17 protein-coding genes are annotated in these 20,750 nt (G+C 30.7%); 2 read left to right on the top strand and 15 right to left on the bottom strand.

The annotated features are described in order from the left end of the window. The 8 genes from DWX74_RS04480 to DWX74_RS04440 form a co-directional block, all read right to left on the bottom strand. On the bottom strand, nt 1-1,926 hold the full coding sequence (locus DWX74_RS04480; protein ID WP_118548900.1) for a BglG family transcription antiterminator: 1,926 nt from the start codon (nt 1,924-1,926) through the stop codon (nt 1-3). A gap of 419 nt (nt 1,927-2,345) precedes the next feature. Next, nucleotides 2,346-2,927: a DUF3841 domain-containing protein gene (locus DWX74_RS04470; protein WP_118548899.1), complete on the bottom strand. Its 582-nt coding sequence runs from the start codon at nt 2,925-2,927 to the stop codon at nt 2,346-2,348. Next, nucleotides 2,903-3,460: a DUF3841 domain-containing protein gene (locus DWX74_RS04465; RefSeq protein WP_118548898.1), complete on the bottom strand. Its 558-nt coding sequence runs from the start codon at nt 3,458-3,460 to the stop codon at nt 2,903-2,905. The genes DWX74_RS04470 and DWX74_RS04465 overlap by 25 nt, the downstream gene beginning before the upstream one ends. A 93-nt stretch (nt 3,461-3,553) precedes the next feature. Beyond that, complete coding sequence (locus tag DWX74_RS04460; protein WP_118548897.1) at nt 3,554-4,279, bottom strand: ABC transporter permease; 726 nt, start codon at nt 4,277-4,279, stop codon at nt 3,554-3,556. Nucleotides 4,280-4,282: 3 nt separating this feature from the next. After that, nucleotides 4,283-5,053, bottom strand: a complete 771-nt coding sequence (locus DWX74_RS04455) for an ABC transporter permease (protein WP_118548896.1) — start codon at nt 5,051-5,053, stop codon at nt 4,283-4,285. Beyond that, the gene (locus DWX74_RS04450; RefSeq protein ID WP_199647563.1) at nt 5,053-5,967 is read right to left on the bottom strand and encodes an ABC transporter ATP-binding protein; all 915 of its coding nucleotides are present in this window, start codon (nt 5,965-5,967) and stop codon (nt 5,053-5,055) included. Before DWX74_RS04450 ends, DWX74_RS04455 begins: the two co-directional genes overlap by 1 nt. Nucleotides 5,968-6,161: 194 nt before the next feature. Continuing rightward, entirely contained in the window at nt 6,162-7,637 is a 1,476-nt protein-coding gene (locus DWX74_RS04445) for a cell wall-binding repeat-containing protein (RefSeq protein ID WP_118548894.1), read from the bottom strand. A gap of 140 nt (nt 7,638-7,777) precedes the next feature. After that, nucleotides 7,778-8,377 carry a TIGR04100 family radical SAM protein gene (locus tag DWX74_RS04440; protein WP_118548893.1) on the bottom strand — a complete coding sequence of 200 codons (600 nt, stop codon included), beginning with the start codon at nt 8,375-8,377 and terminating at the stop codon, nt 7,778-7,780. A 295-nt stretch (nt 8,378-8,672) separates the two neighbouring features. Between DWX74_RS04440 and DWX74_RS04435 the strand changes: the two genes are divergently transcribed. Continuing rightward, nucleotides 8,673-9,857, top strand: a complete 1,185-nt coding sequence (locus tag DWX74_RS04435; protein ID WP_118548892.1) for a hypothetical protein — start codon at nt 8,673-8,675, stop codon at nt 9,855-9,857. A gap of 166 nt (nt 9,858-10,023) precedes the next feature. Here the strand turns inward: DWX74_RS04435 and DWX74_RS04430 are convergent, their stop codons facing one another. From DWX74_RS04430 to hydE, 6 genes are all read right to left on the bottom strand, one after another. Next, on the bottom strand, nt 10,024-10,554 hold the full coding sequence (locus DWX74_RS04430) for a TIGR04002 family protein (RefSeq protein ID WP_118548891.1): 531 nt from the start codon (nt 10,552-10,554) through the stop codon (nt 10,024-10,026). 243 nt (nt 10,555-10,797) lie between these two features. Beyond that, nucleotides 10,798-12,027, bottom strand: a complete 1,230-nt coding sequence (locus DWX74_RS04425; protein ID WP_286164200.1) for a sensor histidine kinase — start codon at nt 12,025-12,027, stop codon at nt 10,798-10,800. 13 nt (nt 12,028-12,040) lie between these two features. Continuing rightward, the gene (locus DWX74_RS04420; RefSeq protein WP_006439439.1) at nt 12,041-12,709 is read right to left on the bottom strand and encodes a response regulator transcription factor; all 669 of its coding nucleotides are present in this window, start codon (nt 12,707-12,709) and stop codon (nt 12,041-12,043) included. A gap of 294 nt (nt 12,710-13,003) precedes the next feature. Beyond that, nucleotides 13,004-14,239, bottom strand: a complete 1,236-nt coding sequence (gene hydF, locus DWX74_RS04415) for a [FeFe] hydrogenase H-cluster maturation GTPase HydF (protein ID WP_118548889.1) — start codon at nt 14,237-14,239, stop codon at nt 13,004-13,006. A gap of 84 nt (nt 14,240-14,323) precedes the next feature. Then, a complete protein-coding gene (gene hydG, locus DWX74_RS04410; protein WP_118548888.1) occupies nt 14,324-15,748 on the bottom strand; it encodes a [FeFe] hydrogenase H-cluster radical SAM maturase HydG in 1,425 nt (474 codons plus the stop codon). A gap of 129 nt (nt 15,749-15,877) precedes the next feature. Then, entirely contained in the window at nt 15,878-16,930 is a 1,053-nt protein-coding gene (gene hydE, locus DWX74_RS04405) for a [FeFe] hydrogenase H-cluster radical SAM maturase HydE (protein WP_118548887.1), read from the bottom strand. Between the two features lie 76 nt (nt 16,931-17,006). On the opposite strand from hydE, the gene DWX74_RS04400 reads away from it, so the two are divergent. Further along, nucleotides 17,007-17,252, top strand: a complete 246-nt coding sequence (locus DWX74_RS04400; RefSeq protein WP_118548886.1) for a TM1266 family iron-only hydrogenase system putative regulator — start codon at nt 17,007-17,009, stop codon at nt 17,250-17,252. Nucleotides 17,253-18,086: 834 nt separating this feature from the next. On the opposite strand, the gene DWX74_RS04395 is transcribed toward DWX74_RS04400, so the two are convergent. Then, nucleotides 18,087-20,687, bottom strand: coding sequence for a heavy metal translocating P-type ATPase (locus DWX74_RS04395; protein WP_118548885.1), 2,601 nt, complete (start codon nt 20,685-20,687; stop codon nt 18,087-18,089). Between the last annotated feature and the right edge of the window lie 63 nt (nt 20,688-20,750).

Raw genomic sequence — 20,750 nt, 5'->3', positions numbered from 1 at the left:
TTAAACCATTATTTTTAGATCAAAATATTTTTCTGCGTTCTTAAATTTTTCTGCATTATTATTTTTAGTTAGTATATTGATTAACTCAATTAGATTCTTATTTTCATCTTTGTTCGCTAAAACAACTATGGACTTAATTCTCACCTCTGAGTTATCACCAAAATAAATTTCATTCTTTAAAGTCAACATTGATACTGCATTATTTACAACATTCTTATTAGAAGCGTGGACAAATGCTATCTCTGGAATAAATACCATATATGTTCCAAGGTCTTCTATAGCCTTTATCATATCGTCTACATATTCTTCTTTTATATCTCCAGATTTTATAAGTGGTTTTGATGCTTCTGCTATTGCATCTCTCCAGTTATCTGCATCGTATAAAAAGGCTGCATTGCTCTTTTTAATGATTTCAGCAACTGATGATACTTTATCTCCCTTATATTTAGAAACAAGATATTCACTACTTTTTTCATAGACGTTATTAAATGCAAGTTTTTTAAGCTTTAAAACGTCATCTATATTAAGCATAGGGTTAACTTCAACATATTCAATATCTGTATTTCTTATAGGAACAGTGGAAATTATAATATCAACATCCTTATTTTTTAACTCGTCCTCTAAGTTATTTAATCTGCAGACACCTTCAACCTGTATCTGAGGAAGCATAACTTCCATTCTCGCACTTAGAAGTCCTGCTGTAGCTAGTCCACTGTTGCAAACTATTAAAGCTTTTGTATCAAATATTTCTTGAGTTTTTCTTTCAAAGGCTGCTCCAAAGTGCATAGCCATGTAAGAAACCTCGTCGTCAGGAAATTCTACCCCGATTTCACTTTCGTATTTTTTCATAACATCTTCTGTTATTTGGTAAATTATCCCCAACCTCATTTTTATATCTTCTTTTAATGGGTTTTCAATCTTAAAGTTGTTTTGCATTCTGTACATTGCCACGCTGAAATGCATTACAACTGAGTTTACAAAATCAAAATCATTTGAATAATCTATTCCTGTGTATTTTTCCATGTCCTCGATTATTCTCATTGCTAGATATTTATTACTATCCATCTTTACATCAGATTTATCATTTATAAAACTCATGACCTTTGCACTTTTAAACCACTTCATCAGATAGCAAATCTCTTTTTTATCATTTGTCTTATCGTCAAAAGCATCTTGTATAGCCTCGAATTCTTCTTCTTGCTCTTTTTCATGTATGTATTCTTCGCTATAATTAAAGTTTGAATACTCTCCCATTCTCATAAAGCAGTACATTATAATGATAATTAATTCTTTAAATGATGTATCTGAGTACTCAAGAGAAAGTTTATTTTCTACCTTGTGTATTCTTTCTTCTATATCATTTTTTACAGAATCAAAATCATCTATAATCATTTTTAGAAGTTTGTAATTGTCTGCATTTGAAATCTTATAGTATAGATTGATAAAGGCATATCTTACATCCTCCTCATCTCCCTCTATACAAGTTCCAACATAAGCTTTAGAAATTACATTAATTCTTAGATTATTCAATATCTCTTTAGCTTTCTTTAAATCTGATACAACTGTATTCTTACTTACTGAAAGCATATTTGCCAATTCCTCAACTTTACTATTTCCTATCAAAAGATTTATCGCTATGAAAATTACCCTATCCTCTGGCGAATTGATTTCCACACAATCGAAAATTGATGAAAACGTCAATATATCTCTTTTTCCTTTAAATTCCAACTTGATACCGTATCTTGGCGTTCTAACTAAGGAAATTTTCTCATTATCCTTCAGCGTATATTCTATATTATCCAAATCGTATCTAATTGTTCTTACACTAACTTTAAATTCTTTTGATATTTCATTTATCGTTGTATAATCTTTTTTATTATATAAGTATTTTAAAATACTATTTTGTCTTTCGTTTAATGTGATCACTTTACTTCATCTCCTAGGATTATTATATCTTTATTATAAATATCGAAGTAATTTGCCGCAATTATAAACTTTTTCCTTCATTGTGGCAAATAAAACACAAAAGTGCCACATTAAAAATCGTTTTCAGCACAATTTCTTGCAAGTATATCATCTATTTACCTATAATTTTGCGTTGATTTGAACTTTACATAATTCTTTATAAAAACTTTTATATATAATTTTTCATAAAAATTTGCATAAAAAAAGATGTACCAGACAATTTTCTGATACATCTCGTGTTACCAGTAATTTAAATTGGACAAGAGAAATAACTGCTCTATGTCGACAATTCCGCAAGCGTCCCATATCCTATAAATGTGTTAAATAATAGGATGGGGCACTGAGGACTGGAGCACAGAGCAGTTATAATCTTATCCTTTTTATAATCCTTCTACTATCCATTCTTTTTTTATCTGCCAAAGTCCAGCTTGTATGCCATTTTTAGTGACATCCTCGCCATTTTTTAACTTATCTTCATTTCTAAAAAGATTTTGCCAACTATCCATCACTTCCCTTTTCAAATCAGGATAAAAGTTAGTCAACATTATCTTAGTTTCTAACACTCCATAAGGAGCAATTTTTTCCCTAAAAGCAGCTTCTTCTTTTTCGTCTTTTCCTAAATACTTCAGACACATAATCCTATTCCAATCTCTAACATCGAAAAGAACTACTTCATCTAGTGGAACTTCTAATTTCAATACATTTCCTCCATTTGCTTGGTCTACGTTATATAGATCTTTAAAGGCCCAATAAGGATACTCAGCTTCTTCTGGTTTTTTAGCAAATCTACCAGCCTCATTTACAAACCATGAATACGCAGTTGTAAATACAGCAGCACTTTCTACATACTTCTTTTCAACATATTTTTTCTTAGAAAAACATACTCCATCTTTTTTTATCGCTTCTATAACAGGATCTGCCTGAAGTGCATACAAAGTTATTTTATTATTTGAGTAATCCATTCTTCCTTCGCCTCCCAAATATTTCCGTAGCAAGCATTGCTATTTGCCTTTACATTTTCGTCAAATAATCTTGCCCAACTACTCATGATTTCCATTTTTATCTGTGGGTAAAATCTACTCATATACGCTTGTGCATCACTTACACCATAGTCCGCTAAAAGCTGTCTATGTCTTTTAGCATCGTCTTCATCTGCTGGAATATATGAATAGTTTAAAATCATTCCCCATTTTTCTATATTTACATGAGTTATCGTACTCGGATCTAACTCCAGTTCTAGTATCACAGAATTTTCGTCATTCATCATTGTAGCATCTTTTTTGAAAGATACCCAAATAGGATAACTTACATCTTTAGGCTTATCCTTTGAAAGTGGACCGCTTCTCGATAACCAATCGTACACTTCAAGTACTAAATCTGCATGTTCTTGCAAATCTTTCATTATATAATCTTTTCTTGCTATATATCTTCCGTCTTTTTCTAACTGTTTAAGAACATCTTTATTTTGCTTTGTCCATACCTTTATCTTTTCCATAACTATCAAGTTCCTTTATAAAATATCTATATTTAAGATATTCTATAAATTATATTAAATTCCTTCAAAAATTTTTTATTGATTTTTTATTTTTTATACATCTTTTCTTTTTAAAATAATATTTTCTATTGATGCAAATATCACTGTAAATAAAAACGAGGTTATTAATATTTTTGCAATTATATCTACGCCAAAACCACCAGGCTTTAATGCACTCATACTATATATTACTAACGAATATGGAATGGTAAATGCTTTTTCTGCCATAACAAATCTAAGTCCTAATATAGATAAACATACTGAAATTCCAACAGGTACTGCAAAATTCTTTACATTCATAGAGATAAATAACTGTACCGCTGCTACAGATATTCCAGCAACGGCTCCAAGAGAAATCCACTGTATCAATTCTTTAGGTATATTTGAATCCAATCCCACTATTTTCCCACCGATTATATAAAATATTGCAACCATGATCTGTGAAAAACATATTAAAATTGTCGCTGATACAAGTTTTGATATAATTATATTTCTTCTTTTTATTGGAGCTGCTAAAATTTTATTCCAATTTGAATTTTCATGTTCTAACTTACACAAATAAGAGCAAATTAATGCAATTGATGCCGGAAAGAAAAAGTAACTATAAAACAAAGATACCTGAGTCCAAAGACTGTACCATTTATTTTGAAGTACACCTATATTCATATAATAATTTCCGGTACCCATGAAAACAGCAATCAATGGAATTATTATCAAAACAGGGACTATACCACTTCTTTTTAACTTTATAATTTCTGATTTTATACATCTAAAAAGCATATTCTACACCTCTTTTCTATTGAAAAATATCAATCCGACAACTATCAAGAATAGGCTAAATACCATAACAATTCCTATTGTACCCAAATCAAATGGTAATACTTCAAATCCTGTTATTCTTTTAGTACCCATAATCATTCTCGCAGGAATTAAATCCATATAATAATAGCTTGGAATAAACATCGCTATATTTCTCGGAAACAGCATAGATATTATTCCCAATAATCCTAAAAGTAGTCCAGAACCAACACCATATACCTGATTTTTTATAGAAATACAAACTAATAAAAATATCGCTATAAGCATTGTATTTACTACTATTACAGCAAGTATAGATTGTATCATTAGTGAAACTGGTACAGCTTCAAAGAAGTCAGAGAAATATGTAGCTGCAATAAACCCTAAAAACTGTACTAATGTACATAAAGTAGCTACTATTTCGCAGTACACAAATTTTGATAAGTATAAATTCGCTCTACTCTGTCTAGTAAGTAAAATCTTTAAGGTTGCTCCTCTGTGCTCTATTTCAGATACTTTAGATGCTGTTATAGATAAGAAAATTGGTGAAAGTAGTGCGTTTATCTGTGCTATCGAAGTCAAACCATATAGCCACATATCACTAGGAGATGTTTCCCCTCTAGAATAAAAGTTATTTGATACAGACATAGTCCACACTACTGTTACCAAAGTAAACAACAATGCTATGATAAGCACCTTTTTCTTTTTCATCTTTTTAAATTCAAGATATGTCCCTTTTAATATATTGACTCTCATTATATCCTCACCTTCTTACCTGTTAAATCAAGGAATATTTCTTCTAAGCTCTTTTTAATTAACTCTATTCTATAAACCTTTAATCCATTTTCTACAAATATTCTATTTATCTCTGCAATTTTATCATCACTTAATTTTTCTAACATTAATCTACTATTTTCTATTTTTGAAGCTATTTTTCTATCGTTTAATATTTTCTTTGCCAAAGCTAAATCAGAAATATCTATTCCTATCTGCTCTCTTCCCTTTTCTTTTAATACGGATATTTCATCTTCAAATATTATCTTTCCATCTTCTATCACTGCAATATCATCGCATATATGCTCTATTTCAGATAGTATATGACTAGAAATTATTACTGTCATTCCGTATTTTTCTGGTAATGTCTTTATTAAATTCCTTATTTCTATTATCCCAGCTGGATCTAGCCCATTTATAGGCTCATCTAGTATCAATATACTTGGATATGAGATTAGAGCCATTGCAATTCCTAGACGCTGCTTCATTCCAAGAGAATAATCTTTTACTTTTTTATTTCTGCTATCGTAAATATTTACTGTCTTCAAAATATCTGGAATATTTTCATCTGATACATTCATCAAATTCCGCATTATTTTCATATTTTCCATGCCTGTAAGATGTTCGTAGTATGCTGGATTTTCTATAAGAGAGCCTACATTAGATAGAATTTTACTTCTATTTTTTTCGTTCATCTCCATTCCCATAATCTCTATACTTCCTCCACTAGGCTTGATAAGGCCTAACAGCATCTTCATAGTAGTACTTTTCCCAGCTCCATTTGGCCCAATAAGTCCATAAATTCTCTTCTCTCTTATATTTAGATTTGCACCCTTTACACTGTAAAAGTTTTTATATTTTTTATCTAGATTGTTAGTTTTTATTATGTATTTCATAAAAATCGACCTTTCTTTTATTATTTTCTTTAGTTTAATTATATGATTTAATAATTTATAGAAAAATCGATTAACCTTACAGTTTATATGTCTAACCTTACAATTTTGTAACATAAAAAAAGAAGGCCTATCCAATCTTTTTTACCATTAAAGTCTAAAAAGATTGAATATAACCTTCTATATACTCATATTTCTTATTGTATTTTTTCAAAATGTTGGTAATCTTTGCTATTCTTCCAATTACCTCCCCATTTCCATCCTCTAGATGTAAATGCTTTATAGCAAGCATCACCTTTTTTAATCATTCCTTTTACATTCTTACTTCTATCTGCATAAGGTTTGCTAATACTTGGATATACCTTACCATTTTTTACTTGAGGATTATATAGAGGATTTATATCAATAGCTACACCTTTACCATGTTTTGAAAGAACCTTAGTTCCAGCTATTAATCTGTAGCAGAAAGAAGATGTATTATTATCTTTCATAGATGATTCATCATCTGCCTTATACTCATCAATCATTCTTATTTTTTCAATAGGATACTTAGCCTTGTATAAATCGTTGAAAATACTGCAAATATCATTGGCTACTGATTTATTTACTATTAAAACACCATCTGTATGAGCTTTATTATCAAATCCCCAATATTTTACATTTACTCTTCTTAAATCATCATATTTAATCCCAATTGCGTTATCTGGCATAGATAATCCCTTCATCTTATTTTTAGTTGACTGATCTAAAATTAAAGGCTTAAAATATTCAACTGTAACAGGTTTATTAGGTTTATTTGTTTCCGTTTCTACCTTACCTACATTTACTATATCTTTCCCTTTTAATATACTATTATCTGAATTATTTCCGACAAATGCTATTCCGTTATCTTTTGCAAGTAAAGATACAGTAAGAGCATCTATAAGTGCAGTTCCATTAGCACAATATAACTTTTTAGAATTAGGATAAAACTTATTTAGAATAGCTCTATTAGTCTTATATCTGTCGTTGCCAGCTAACCTTTTTGCTGAGTATGCAGCCTGTAATTTATTTGATGCAACTGTACTTCCTCCTATTACATAGTACTCTACTCCATTTTTCTTTTCTATGCTAGGATTATTTCCGTCTGTAAGTATTATTGGAGCTCCTTCTCGTGCTGCAGCAGAAGAAATAGACATTGCATCAGCTTCTCCTTTAAATCCATTCACTACAAATGCCTTGTCATAATTTCCTATTAAATCAGCTACCTTTTGCGATGTTTCTATTCTATTACTTCCCTCTATTCTATTTACTACCTTTCCACTAGCTATCAAGCTAGCTTCTACTTTTTTTGATATTGCTGCATCTCCACCTATTATATATACATTAGATGCTGAAGATATCGCCTTTAAACTTTGTTCTGGAATATCATCTTTTCTTACAGGGATTATAGGAGCATTTTTTGCACCAGATAATCCAGATGCTGACAATCCATCTGCCAATGAAATGGTAGAGTTTACAAGTATTACTGTATTATAACTACCAACCTTTTCAGATATTTTTAATGCTGTATCGTATCTATCTTTTCCTCTAATAGTTTCTATTTGAGTGGCTTCAGATAAATACGGTAAACTAACTGAACATACCATTATTGAAGATAAAAGTACTGTTAAAAATTTTTTGTTTAATTTCATTTTTCCTCCATCCACACACTTCTTTTTAAGCAAAATTTTTCACTTAATTATTGAAGTGCATTATGTACGATATTATCATGTATTATTTTTATAAAATATATCCTATATAATATTATACCATTTTATATACAATTTATGTATTACCGTTTATGTCTAACTCTCAACTTAACTCCTAAAGATTCAGCCAATTCTCTAGATTTTTCTATTTCTTCTGGAGTAATCTCATCAACTACAGAAAATGCTATATTTATTCCACAATCTCTGCATTCTTCGGCAAATTTAAGCATAGCCTCAAAAGACTGTTCTCCAAACTTAGGTCTAGTTACTCTGCAATAACTTTCCTTATCTGGAGCATTTAAACTTATTGATACAGAGTCTATACAATCTTTTATACATTCAGCTGTATTTTTTTCATGAATAAGATCTCCAAGTCCATTTGTATTTATTCTTGTTTTTATATCAGCTTTAGATTTTATATATTTTGCTGTTTCTATAAGGTCGTCCATTCTCATCATAGGCTCCCCAAATCCACAGAACACTATTTCTTTGTAATCTTTTAAATCAAATCTTTCTAAATCTTCTTTTATTTCTTCCATAGATGGATCGTGATCTAACCATAAACTATTGTTATTTCCTACTGTTTCATGTTCATCTCTTACACAGAAAACACATCTACATGGGCATTTATTTGTAAGATTCACATAAAGACTTTCTCCTATTGGGTAGAATATTGTCATCATAATTTATCACTCCTATTTCATTATCTTAAAATTATTAATTATAGAATTAATTTTTATCAATTATTTTTTATAATTCTATTATACTATAACTTCTTCAAACGTTTCAGATAATAGTACAATATTGCACTCATTATTAAGATTGTACTCATACAAAATAAATATCTTTTCTTTTTCTTATTTTTTCAAATTTCAAAATGTATAGAAATCGTTTACTTTTTATATTATAATTATTATAATAAGTTTTAAACAATTTATAAAATATGTATAAGTAAAATAATTTTGGGAGTTGATTACAATGAAATTTAACAAATTCAATGCAAACCAGATTAGAGAAATAAATAAAGGTCTTAGTTCAGGTCTTGATGTTTCTGTTTACAGAGATGAATGTTTTGACAGTGAACAGATGAGAGAAATAAGACTTGGATTAAAAGCTAATCTGGACGTTTCTATTTATGCAAAACCTAGCTTTGACAGCAAAGATATGCAGACTATAAGAGAAGCGTTAGAAAACGGAAACGATATATCTAAATATTTAGAAGAAGGATTTTCTTCTCAGGAACTTTATTGGATATCAAAAGGTTTAAAAGAAGGTTTTGATGTTTCTATTTACGCAAATAAAAAATTCGACGGATATAAAATGGCAGAAATATTTGGAGCTTTAAAATCAGGACTTGATTTATCTCCATTTGATATAGATGCTTTATCAGAATATCAGTTACAGCAGGTTATACTTGGGCTTAGAGCTGGTATAGATGTTTCTTCTTATGCTGATCCTTCAAATGAGCATATGTTTGAAGACAGAGTAAAATTAGTTAGAGAATGTGTTGGAAATGCACTTGCATCAGGAGAAAATGTAACTCAGCAGCAGCTTAATATAATAGCTCATTACAAAAATGATGGACTAGATACTACAGCTTGGGAAAACTACAAATTTGATAGAGATAGATTAGAACAGATAGTAAAAGGTCTTGAAAAACACGTTGATGTAGATGTATTTGCAAAACCTAAATTCTCTAAAGAGCAGATGTACGAAATAAGACATGGTCTAATGGAAGACTGTGATGTTTCTGTTTATGCAACTACTGATTTCAATGCAGAACAGATGTGTGAAATAAGAAAAGGTCTTAGAATAAACCTTGATGTTACACCTTATGCTACTCCAGAGTTCAACATGCATCAGATGTATGAAATAAGACAGGCTATAAAAGAAGGTTCTGATGTTACACTTCTTGCAAATACTGCTTTTGATTTCCAGCAGATGAGAGAAATAAGAAAAGGTCTTGCTGAAAAATTAGACGTTTCTGTTTATGCAGATCCTGAATTCTCAGCTGATAAGATGTACTATCTATACAGAGGTATGAGTGAAGGATTTGATATGGCTAAGTATGTAGACTTCAATGAAGATCAGTTAAAGAGAATCGTTTCTGGTTTATTTGAAGCATTAGAAGTATGTAAGAAAAAATATGGAATTACAAATTAATTAGTATATAAAATTACCCTGAACTTTTGTTCAGGGTTTTTTATGCAAAAGAAAAACACCTTTTCAGGTGTTTTCTTTTACATTATTCTTGGGGAGTAACTATATAACAAATAGCTATTAATATTTAATGTATCTTAATATCATTCACTATCTTTTATTTCTTCATTTATGCTGCTGATAAATGATATTTTGTTTTTATTTTTGCCTTATCAAATGCAAGTCCTACTACTATAAATACTATTGCACTTCCTAAAGGCTGTACAAATCCTACAATACTCATTACAAATGCCGCCTGCATACTACCTATCATAATTCCTTCTGCAAGCATATAAAGTACAGTTCCTACTATTCCTGCTATTAAAGTTGCTACAATATTTCTCGTATTTATTATCTTTTCTGTTTTGTTTGTAAAGAAAAGTACTAATATTGGTTTTATTATCATTGTTGGTATAGCCCATATAGCAGCTCCTGTTGCTATATCAGCAAGTCCTGCTCCTATTGCAGCTGCTGCCATTGCATATGGTGTTGGAAGTAATACTGCTGCTAAGTAAATAAACGCATCCCCTACATGTACATATCCTCCATTTCCTCCAACTGGTATATGAAGGATGTAGGCTGTTGCTAAAAATACTAAAGCTGCTAATAATGCTGCCAGTACAATTAATCTCGTTTTTTTGTTTGTTTCTTCATTGCTCATTTTTTTATCCCCCTCGGTAAAACAATTATTCCTAAAACAGTATAAACTGTTTTCTTCTATGCTTATATAATAACTTATATCATACAATTTTGAAATATGTTTGTATAAATTTCTTTATTCTCTATAATTGTATGATTACATTAATTTTGTAAGCATACAATTTCACAAAATATATTTTATGTAATTAATTTTAGCGCATGAAAAAAGGTCGTAGCATTTAGCTACAACCTATTTTTTATCGTTTTAAGAGTCCCTACTTGTAAATTCTATAGTGAATAACACCGCATTTCCTCTGTTTGTCATTTTGTACTCAAATCCATGCTTAGCAAGAATCTGACTTGTTAAATAAAGACCTAGTCCACTTCCTCCAGTTTTTCTAGAGCGAGATTTCTCAACTCTAAAGAATGGATTAAATATATTTTTAAGAGATTCATCAGAAATTGTTATTCCAGTATTTTCAACTTCTAATATAGAAGGTCTAAATCCTCTTTCTATAAATCTAATATTTATATTCTCTCCTTCTGGAGTATATTTTATAGCGTTATTTATGATGTTATACAATGCCTTTGAGAATTTATCCTTATCAGCATTTATTTTTGCATCACTACTAATTGCAACTCTAGTCTTTAAATTTTTCTCGTCTATAAGAAATTCCTGTCTTTTTAGGATAACCTCTACAAGTTCTTTAACATTAAGTCTTGTTGGTTTAAAGGATGCAGACATTATATCTGTCTTAGAAATTTCAATCATTTCATTTACCAGATCTTTAAGCTCTTGAGTAGATGTATATGATTCCTTCAGATATTTATCTCTATCCTTATATTTACCAATATTGTATATCATACCTTCAAGTTGCCCACTTATTATCGTTATAGGAGTCTTTAGCTCATGAGATATAGTCGCTATAAATTCTCGCCTATTCTCTTCCTCTCGTCTCTCTTTTTCAATTATCTCTATAAGTGGCTTAGTAATTGTATTGGAGTATATATACGCACCCAAAATACCAATCAATATCGCAGCAAATATCGTAAACGGAACTAAATTTCTAAGCACCTTATTCGCCTCATTAATAGGCTGCAATGGCATAATTATGTCCAGAACACAGCTTTCATCCATTTCTTTAATATTTACCTCTGTCGATAATCTATACTCGCTGTTTAGGCTATTCATTAAATATTTACTGTATTTTAGAAAGACTACTTCATTTTTCCCATAAATTATATTCCCGTCTTGGTCTCTTAGAAGTATAGCTAAATTCTGCTCTTTAGACATTCTGTATAAATCCTCTTCAAACCGGCTTATATCCTCACTTTCAGCAGCTGCAACAGCTTGCTTTACAGAATCCTGAAGGGCTTCTATCTTATATCTGTGATAATACTTAGGCAATAGAAAATACAACATACCGTAAATCAAAAGCGCTAGAGCAACAAGTAATACTGTTGTTATAGAAAACAACTTATACTTGATGTTCATATTCCGCCAACGCTTATATATTCTTGTCAAGTGTGTATCCTATTCCTTTTACAGTTTTTATATAAGGAAGAGTTATTTTCTTTCTTATATTTTTAATATGTGCATCTACTATTCTTGTATCTCCGTAGTAGTCGTATCCCCATATGCTATCTAATAGGCTTTCTCTTGTTATTACCTGTGGGTATTTTTCTATAAGCTCTTTTAGTATATTAAACTCTTTAAGAGTTAACTCTATTACATCTCCATCTATTTCTGCTGAATATGTATCTAGGTTTAATTTTAATTTTTCAAAAGTTATAAAGTTATCACTTATTGTTTTATTACTTCTTCTCAGTATAGCCTCTACTCTTTTAACAAGTAAGTTAAATGAGAATGGTTTTGTTATATAGTCATCACACTCTATTTCAAATCCTTTTAACTGGTCGCTCTCCTGATTAAGAGCTGTAAGGAATATTATAGGTACACTAGATGTCTTTCTGATCATCTTACATACCCCATATCCATCTAGGTTAGGCATCATTATATCTAAGATTATAAGGTCATAGTTATTTTCCTTAAATTTCTGTATACCTTCTATTCCATCATTTGCTGCATCAACATTATATCCCTCTGCGCTTAGGAATTCTGTTATTAAATCCTGTATGCTAGCATCGTCTTCAATTACTAATATAGAAGAATTCATTTTATCCCTCCTTATAAATTCATACTCCATTATATTATATCACACTTTCCTCTTTTTAACTTCATTATAATTTCGAGTAATTTTCTAAATTTTACTCTTCGAAGCTTAATTAAACCTATATTTTTTAATTCGAGAAAAATTTAATATTTATAAATAAAAAAAAGAGCTTCTTGTCTATGATTATAGACCAAAAGCTCTAATATTTTCAATATATTTTAATAAAATATATTCCTTTTAAGATTTAATAATTAAATTTATTTTTTAAATATTTTTTTAATCTCTTTCTTTTTTTAACTAAAAATCTATTTTATCTATTATACCGGCCAAGTATGCCATAACAACACCGTAGTTAGTCATAGGTATTTTTTGTTCTTTTGCAGCTTCAATTCTAGATAATACATACTTTCTGTTAAACATACAGCCACCACAGTGAATTATTAAATCGTATTTACTTAAGTCCTTTGGGAAATCTCTACCAGCAACTATATCAAAAGTAAGTCCTTCGCCGATTTTTTTTCTAAGTCTGTTTGGAATTTTCACTCTTCCTATGTCTTCTTCAAGTGGAGCATGAGTACAAGCCTCGGCTATTAATACTCTAGAGTTTTCTGTTAAATTTTCTATAGCTTTAACACTTTCTCTATAATATTCTATATCGCCTTTAAAGTCTGCAAATAGTACTGAGAATGAAGTGAGTTTACTTTCTTTAGGCTTTTTATTGTATACTTCTCCAAAAATCTGTGAATCTGTAATGATTAAATCTGGAGGAGATACAAGTTTTGATATCATCGCTTCCATATTATCTGCAGTAGAGCAAAGAACTAGGCATTTGTTATCTAGTAAATCCCTTATTGTCTGAACCTGAGGAAGTATTAATCTTCCTTTTGGTGCTTGAATATCCTGTGGCATTACTAGCAGTACAGTATCTCCATCTTTTACAATTTTACCTGTTATACTTCTCATAGAATATTCTTCTGGTAAAAGTCTTATTAACTCTTCTCTTATAAACTCTATTCCTTTTTTATCAACTGCACTAGTTAATATAGGTTTTATTTTTAATTCATCTGATATTTTTTCCGTAGCAACTTTTAGTTTTTCTTCAGATATTTTATCTACTTTATTTACTACAACTAGATATGGTACTTTAGTTTTTTTTAATTTAGATATCCATTCTTTTTCAATTTCAATATCTAGTTTTACATCATTATTTTTATCATCAATTATATTTTCATCAGAAAGTACTACAATTGCTATATCTGTCTTATTCACGGCATCAAGAGTTCTCTCTACTCTCATCTGCCCTAATTCACCCTCATCATCAAATCCTGCTGTATCTATAAACACAACAGGTCCTATTCCATGAAGTTCCATAGATTTGTAGACAGGATCTGTAGTAGTTCCAGCAAAATCAGATACCAATGATATATTTTGACCAGTTATAGCATTTATTAATGAAGATTTTCCGTTGTTTCTTCTTCCATATATTCCTATGTGTAGTCTTTCTGCTCTTGGAGTTTCATTAAGTCCAGCCATATTTCTCTCCTTGTTATATGTTTTTATAGATTAATGGTGTGTCAGAAAAATACCGACACACCATATTTTTATAATTAAAATTTATTAGAATCTAAAATCTCTCTTTCCTTCATCTATTGCATTTAAGTATTTTATACAAGTTTCCTTAGCTTTTGGATTAGTTATGTTTTCTAATTCTCTTTCTATAAGGGCTTTACCTTTCTTTCTAGTATCTTCTGAAGCATAGTCATCTAAGTATTCGTTAAGAGTTAGAAGTGCATTTGGCTGGCAGCAGTTTGCTATCTGACCAGTTTTTGCAAGTGACATAAATCTATCCCCTGTTCTTCCTTCTCTATAGCAAGCAGTACAGAAACTTGGTATAAATCCACCATCTAATAACCAATTAACAACCTGGTCTAATGTTCTAGTATCGCTTACATCAAACTGAGCTGAGTTATCTTCTTCTGGTTCTGGCTCTGCATATCCACCAACACTTGTTTTAGATCCTCCACTTATCTGAGAAACACCTAATTCAAGAACTTTTTCTCTTGATTTCTGAGATTCTCTTGTAGATATTATCATACCTGTGTAAGGAACAGCTATTCTTATTACAGCAACTATTTTGTGGAATATTTCATCAGATATAGCATTTGAGAAATCATCAGTGTCTATATCATCTGCCGGACAAATTCTTGGAACACTTATTGTATGTGGTCCAACTCCCTGAGCTGCTTCAAGATGTTCTGCATGCATTAAAAGACCTACAAAGTCATATCTGTACATTTCAAGTCCAAATAGTACACCTATACCAACATCATCTATTCCACCTTCCATAGCTCTATCCATTGCTTCTGTATGGTAACAGTAGTCGTGTTTTGGACCAGTTGGATGAAGTAGTTCGTAGTTTGCTTTATTGTAAGTTTCCTGGAATAAGATATAAGTTCCTATACCAGCTTCTTTTAATTTTCTGTAGTTTTCAACAGTTGTAGCTGCTATATTTACATTTACTCTTCTTATATCTCCATTTTTATGTTTTATTCCGTAAATAGTTTTTATACTTTCTAATACATATTCTATTGGGTTGTTTACTGGATCTTCACCTGTTTCAAGTGCTAAACGTTTGTGTCCCATATCCTGAAGTGCTATAACTTCTTTTTTAATTTCTTCCTGAGTTAATTTTTTTCTAGCTATGTGTTTATTTTTTAGGTGATATGGACAGTATACACACCCATTTACACAATAGTTAGATAAATATAAAGGAGCAAACATTACTATTCTGTTTCCGTATATTTTCTGTTTTATTTCTTTTGCTAAGCTAAACATTTTTTCATTTAAGTCCTGCTGGTCACATTCTAAAAGAAGTGCTGCTTCTCTATGAGTTAACCCTTTGCAGTCTTTAGCTCTTTCTATTATAGATTCGATTAATTCTCTATTACTTTTATTAGCCTTTGCATATTCTATACTTGCAAGAATTTCTTCATGGTTTATAAATTCTTCTGCTTTTAGTGATTTTGGATCGTATTTGTACATTTTAAAGTCCCCCATTCGTAATTTAATTGCAAAATTAATTTCCTATTTTTTTATTTATTATATTAAACCAAAGATTCTTATCCTCAGTTAATAATCATTTTATTATAGTTTATAATTTCTTATTTAATCTTAAATTTTATCCTTTAAAGCTATGCAATCTCCTCTATCTTCTACTATTTCGTAGCCTATTTTTCTCATAGATTCCTTTAGCTTATTTAATCCTTCTGCTGCCTCTTCTCCATCACTTAACTTGTCGTTGTAAAGCATGTATTTTTTTCTATCTTCTTTTGGAGATAGGTTAGGCATTATTACATTTGCACCTGCTAATATTCCCTTTTCTCTACCCTGTGGACTTATTGTCCCAAGTGCAGTCGTTGCAGGTATTAGAGCCTTTGGACATAGTAATCTTAAAATAGAAATCAGTCTTAAAGTCATCTCCATTGTTCCACTTTCAAAGTTTTTAAATGGAGTATCCTTATGTGGTATAAATGGCCCTATTCCAATCATTTCGGGATTTAATTCCTTGATAAAAAGTAAATCCTCTGCTATATTTTCAAGCGTCTGATATGGAGATCCAACCATTATCCCTGTTCCTGTCTGATATCCAAGAGCTTTTAAATCTCTCAAACATCTCTTTCTATTTTCAGGATCTAGTTCAACTGAATGCAACTTGTTGTAATGTGTGTTGTCAAATGTTTCATGTCTTAAAAGATACCTATCTGCTCCAGCTTCCTTCATTTTTCTATAGCTCTCTGTACTTCTTTCACCCAATGAAAGAGTAACTGCACAATCTGGATATCTTTCTTTTATACTAGAAACAATATCGCATACAACCTCGTCTTTGAAAAATGCATCTTCTCCGCCTTGCATAACAAATGTTCTGAATCCTAGTTCATATCCATTTTCGCAGCAACTTAAAATCTGCTCTTTTGAAAGTCTGTATCTCTGGGCATTTTTATTACTTCTTCTAATACCACAGTAATAACAGTCGTTTTTACAATAATTTGAAATCTCTATCAGACCTCTTATAAAAACTCTCTTGCCGTAAATATCATCTCTGATACACTTTGCCCTTTCTGTAAGGTAATCTATATCATCTTTTTCAGAAATTGCCAAAAGCCTTACAAACTCTTCTTTTGAAAGAATTTGATTCTTCTCTAGTTTATCTATTAGGTTTTTCATTTGAATTCCTTTCGCTATTGACTATAAACTTTTTAAAATATAAAATCTAATTAATGAAATCTGAGGAGGTGCCTTTATGGAAACAAGAATAGCACTTATAGGGATAATTGTTGAAGATTTAAAAGCGTCTGATGCACTAAATAAGACACTACACGACTTTGCTCCCTATATCGTTGGAAGAATGGGTGTACCATATCCTAAAAAGGAAGTAAGTATCATTAGTGTAATCATTGATGCTCCTGCAGATGTGATTAGCTCACTATCTGGAAAGCTTGGTATGATAAAAGGACTGAATGTAAAAGTTCAGTATTCTAAAAAATAGACTATCAACAAAAATATATTTAATATATAAATTTAAATCAAAATTCTGTCTATTTTCAATAATCGTATATAAAAATCCCTGTATAGTCTGGAACAAAATCCAAATAATATGGGGATATTTTTATGTGCAAACATCGCCTTTCAACTTGGGAACAACACCCTCACCGTCAGTTCGATTTCAATTTTAGTATAACATTTGATTTTAGAATTTTCAATATTAATAAATACTTTACTTTGACTATTTAAAAATTAACTTTTATTCATTTCTATTTTAAATTACCACAAATTATTTAAATCTATATTAAAAAACTATCAATCTAACCTTTTTTCTATAAATCACAACAAAAAACGGCTAATCTTCAAAGACTAACCGTTCATTCAAATCATTTTAATCAATTTTTAATATCGCCTTTATTTCAGGTATACTTTCATTCTTTACTTTTACAATAAGCTATAAGATTTTAAAAACTATTCAAAATTATAAAAATAAGTCTCGGATTTTCTGTGTATATATTTTTACTTACTTTAAAAAGAAGATTTTATTCTGGATAGAAATAAAGGTATCGTAAAATTTTTCAAATAAATATCTATTTTAGAACGCAAAAATAATAATAAATTTTCATTCGACAATCTGGAGACGCTTCACAACTTTTAAATGTATTACTATAATATTGTGAAGTGTCGAAGCCTGGAGAATAAAATTATTATTATTTTAAGTTCTCGCTCAAAATAGAGATTTATAGAAAAATTTAAGATACCTATTTTCTATATCAGAAAAAATCTTCTTTTCTCTAAAGTAATAAAAAATGCCTCAGAAAATCTGAGACATTTTTTTCTATAATTTTATAGTTTTTAATCTTAGTGCGTTTGACACTACTGATACTGAGCTTAAACTCATCGCCGCAGCCCCAATCATTGGGTTTAGTAGCGGTCCACCAAATATATACAATAGCCCAGCTGCAACTGGAATACCAACAGTATTATATCCAAACGCCCAGAATAAATTCTGCTTAATATTCTTTATAGTTTCTCTACTCAACTTAATAGCCTTAGGAACATCTAAAATACTATTTCTCATAAGCACAATATCTGCTGACTCAATAGCTATATCAGTACCATTTCCTATCGCTATACCTATATCAGCCTTTGCAAGTGCTGGAGCATCATTTATACCATCTCCAACCATAGCGACAAATTTTCCTTCTTTCTGAAGATTTTCTATAACCTTAGCCTTCTCTTCAGGAAGAACATCAGAAACAACTGTATCTATTCCAACATTTTTAGCTATAGCTTCTGCAGTTTTTGCATTATCCCCAGTTAACATAACAGTTTTAATGTTCATCTCGTGAAGTTTTTCTATAGCTTCTCTACTAGTTTCCTTAACAACGTCTGCAACACCTATAACCGCCTGTAATTTACCGTTTATAGCTATATACATAGGTGTTTTACCCTGAGCTGATAAAGTAGCTGCTTTTTCTTCAGTGTCTTTTAATTCTGAGCCTTCACTTGCAATTAATTTCTTATTACCTATTGCAACGCTATTTCCATTTATCATAGCTTTTATACCTTTTCCTGGTATGTTTTCAAAATCTTTAGTTTCAAATATTTTTAATTCTTTTTCTTCTGCATGTCTTACAATTGCTTCTCCTAGAGGATGTTCAGAAACTTTTTCCGCAGATGCTGCAAATCCTAAAACATCATCTTTTTCAAAATCAGATCCATCTAAAAGAATTAAATCTGTAACCTCAGGTTTTCCTTCTGTAATTGTACCTGTCTTATCAAATACAACTGTATCTATTTTATATGCTGATTCAAGAGAATCTCCACCTTTTATAAGTATTCCATTTTCAGCGCCTTTTCCTGTACCTGCCATTATCGCTGTAGGTGTTGCAAGACCTAACGCACAAGGACAAGCTATAACAAGAACTGATACAAATATTGTCAAGCAGAACACTAAATCTTTTCCACCAACAAAGTACCATAAAAGAGCTGATACTATTGCAACCGTCATAACTGCAGGTACAAAATACCCTGCCACAGTATCTGCTAACTTAGCTATTGGAGCTTTTCTTGACTGTGCATCCTCAACTAATCTAATTATCTGAGATAATACTGTATTTTCTCCAGTTTTTTCGATTCTTATCTTAACAAATCCGTTTTTATTTAAAGAAGCTCCTGTTACATAATCTCCTTCTTTCTTTGCAACTGGCACACTTTCCCCAGTAATCATTGACTCATCAACATAAGTTGTTCCATAAACTACAGTACCATCTGAAGGTATCTTTTCACCAGGTTTTACAATTACTATATCGCCTTTTTTAATAGTATCTATATGAACTTCTTTTTCTCCATCTTCTGTTTCTATTATCGCAGTATTTGGCTGAAGTCCGATTAATTTTTTTATAGCTTCTGATGTCTTTCCTTTTGACTTTGTTTCAAAGTATTTTCCTAAAGATACAAGTGCGATTATTATACCAGCACTTTCAAAGTATAGCTGATGGTGATGTGCATGATCTACAGTACCATTTGCTATCTGGAAAGTAGTGTATAAACTATATACAAATGAGGCTGCTGTTCCAAGTGCAACAAGTGTATCCATATTAGGTGATCCTGAAAGTATTGCTTTAGTTCCGTTTATATAGAAGTGCTTTCCTATTATCATTATTGGAACAACTAAAACTATCTGGATTAATGCATAATTTAATAAATGAGTATCAGGACTTATTATATCTGGCAGTGACCAAGGTCCAAGTGGTGACAGTATCATAGGCCCCATTGCAACATAAAATAGTGGTATGGCTAGACACATTGTAATCACAAATTTTACAAACATATCGTGAATTTCTTTTTCCTTACTCAATCTTCTTTCCTCATCTGTTTGAGCAACAAATCCACTGCCTTCTATTTCTTCCTCTGTGTCAGTTTCTGTGTCAGTTGAAGATTTAACCTCTTCTATCTCTGATTTATCTATTATTGGAGTAAATCCTTTTGATTTCACTGCATTTGCGAAATCTTCTATTCCAACCAAATCTGGATTATATTTTACAAATGCTTTTTCTGTAGCTATGTTTACATTAGCTTCCTCTACTCCTTCTAATTTTTTCAGAGCTTTTTCAGAACCCATTGCACACGCTGCACAATGCATTCCATCTATTCTAAACGTAATCTCTTTTAAATTTGAAATTTCTCCAACTTCTTCTACCTTTTCTAATTCTTTTTTATCTATTATCGGAGTAAATCCCTTTGCTTTCACCGCATTTGCAAACTCCTCAATCCCAACTTTATCTGTATCGTATTTTACAAATGCTTTCTCTGTTGCTATATTTACGCTAGCTTCTTCTACTCCATCTAATTTTTTTATTGCTTTTTCAGCTCCCATTGCACACGCTGCACAATGCATTCCATCTATTCTAAATGTAATTTCTCTAATACTCATACTATCCTCCTCTTTCTTTACTAATTTACAATCTTATTATACCCCCTTAGGGTATATTATGAA

Origin of the sequence: Peptoclostridium sp. AF21-18, assembly GCF_003478825.1 — a bacterium.
In the GTDB taxonomy this organism is placed as follows: Bacteria; Bacillota; Clostridia; order Peptostreptococcales; family Peptostreptococcaceae; genus Peptacetobacter.
This window is presented reverse-complemented; position numbering and strand designations above follow the sequence as displayed.

What these genes read in the sequence shown, in the direction of transcription:
- DWX74_RS04470 (WP_118548899.1), bottom strand. Translation starts at nt 2,927, where the DNA reads ATGGATTACTCAAATAATAAAATAACTTTGTATGCACTTCAGGCAGAT.
- DWX74_RS04465 (WP_118548898.1), bottom strand. Translation starts at nt 3,460, where the DNA reads ATGGAAAAGATAAAGGTATGGACAAAGCAAAATAAAGATGTTCTTAAA.
- DWX74_RS04460 (WP_118548897.1), bottom strand. Translation starts at nt 4,279, where the DNA reads ATGCTTTTTAGATGTATAAAATCAGAAATTATAAAGTTAAAAAGAAGT.
- DWX74_RS04455 (WP_118548896.1), bottom strand. Translation starts at nt 5,053, where the DNA reads ATGAGAGTCAATATATTAAAAGGGACATATCTTGAATTTAAAAAGATG.
- DWX74_RS04450 (WP_199647563.1), bottom strand. Translation starts at nt 5,967, where the DNA reads ATGAAATACATAATAAAAACTAACAATCTAGATAAAAAATATAAAAAC.
- DWX74_RS04445 (WP_118548894.1), bottom strand. Translation starts at nt 7,637, where the DNA reads ATGAAATTAAACAAAAAATTTTTAACAGTACTTTTATCTTCAATAATG.
- DWX74_RS04440 (WP_118548893.1), bottom strand. Translation starts at nt 8,377, where the DNA reads ATGATGACAATATTCTACCCAATAGGAGAAAGTCTTTATGTGAATCTT.
- DWX74_RS04435 (WP_118548892.1), top strand. Translation starts at nt 8,673, where the DNA reads ATGAAATTTAACAAATTCAATGCAAACCAGATTAGAGAAATAAATAAA.
- DWX74_RS04430 (WP_118548891.1), bottom strand. Translation starts at nt 10,554, where the DNA reads ATGAGCAATGAAGAAACAAACAAAAAAACGAGATTAATTGTACTGGCA.
- DWX74_RS04425 (WP_286164200.1), bottom strand. Translation starts at nt 12,027, where the DNA reads ATGAACATCAAGTATAAGTTGTTTTCTATAACAACAGTATTACTTGTT.
- DWX74_RS04420 (WP_006439439.1), bottom strand. Translation starts at nt 12,709, where the DNA reads ATGAATTCTTCTATATTAGTAATTGAAGACGATGCTAGCATACAGGAT.
- hydF (WP_118548889.1), bottom strand. Translation starts at nt 14,239, where the DNA reads ATGGCTGGACTTAATGAAACTCCAAGAGCAGAAAGACTACACATAGGA.
- hydG (WP_118548888.1), bottom strand. Translation starts at nt 15,748, where the DNA reads ATGTACAAATACGATCCAAAATCACTAAAAGCAGAAGAATTTATAAAC.
- hydE (WP_118548887.1), bottom strand. Translation starts at nt 16,930, where the DNA reads ATGAAAAACCTAATAGATAAACTAGAGAAGAATCAAATTCTTTCAAAA.
- DWX74_RS04400 (WP_118548886.1), top strand. Translation starts at nt 17,007, where the DNA reads ATGGAAACAAGAATAGCACTTATAGGGATAATTGTTGAAGATTTAAAA.
- DWX74_RS04395 (WP_118548885.1), bottom strand. Translation starts at nt 20,687, where the DNA reads ATGAGTATTAGAGAAATTACATTTAGAATAGATGGAATGCATTGTGCA.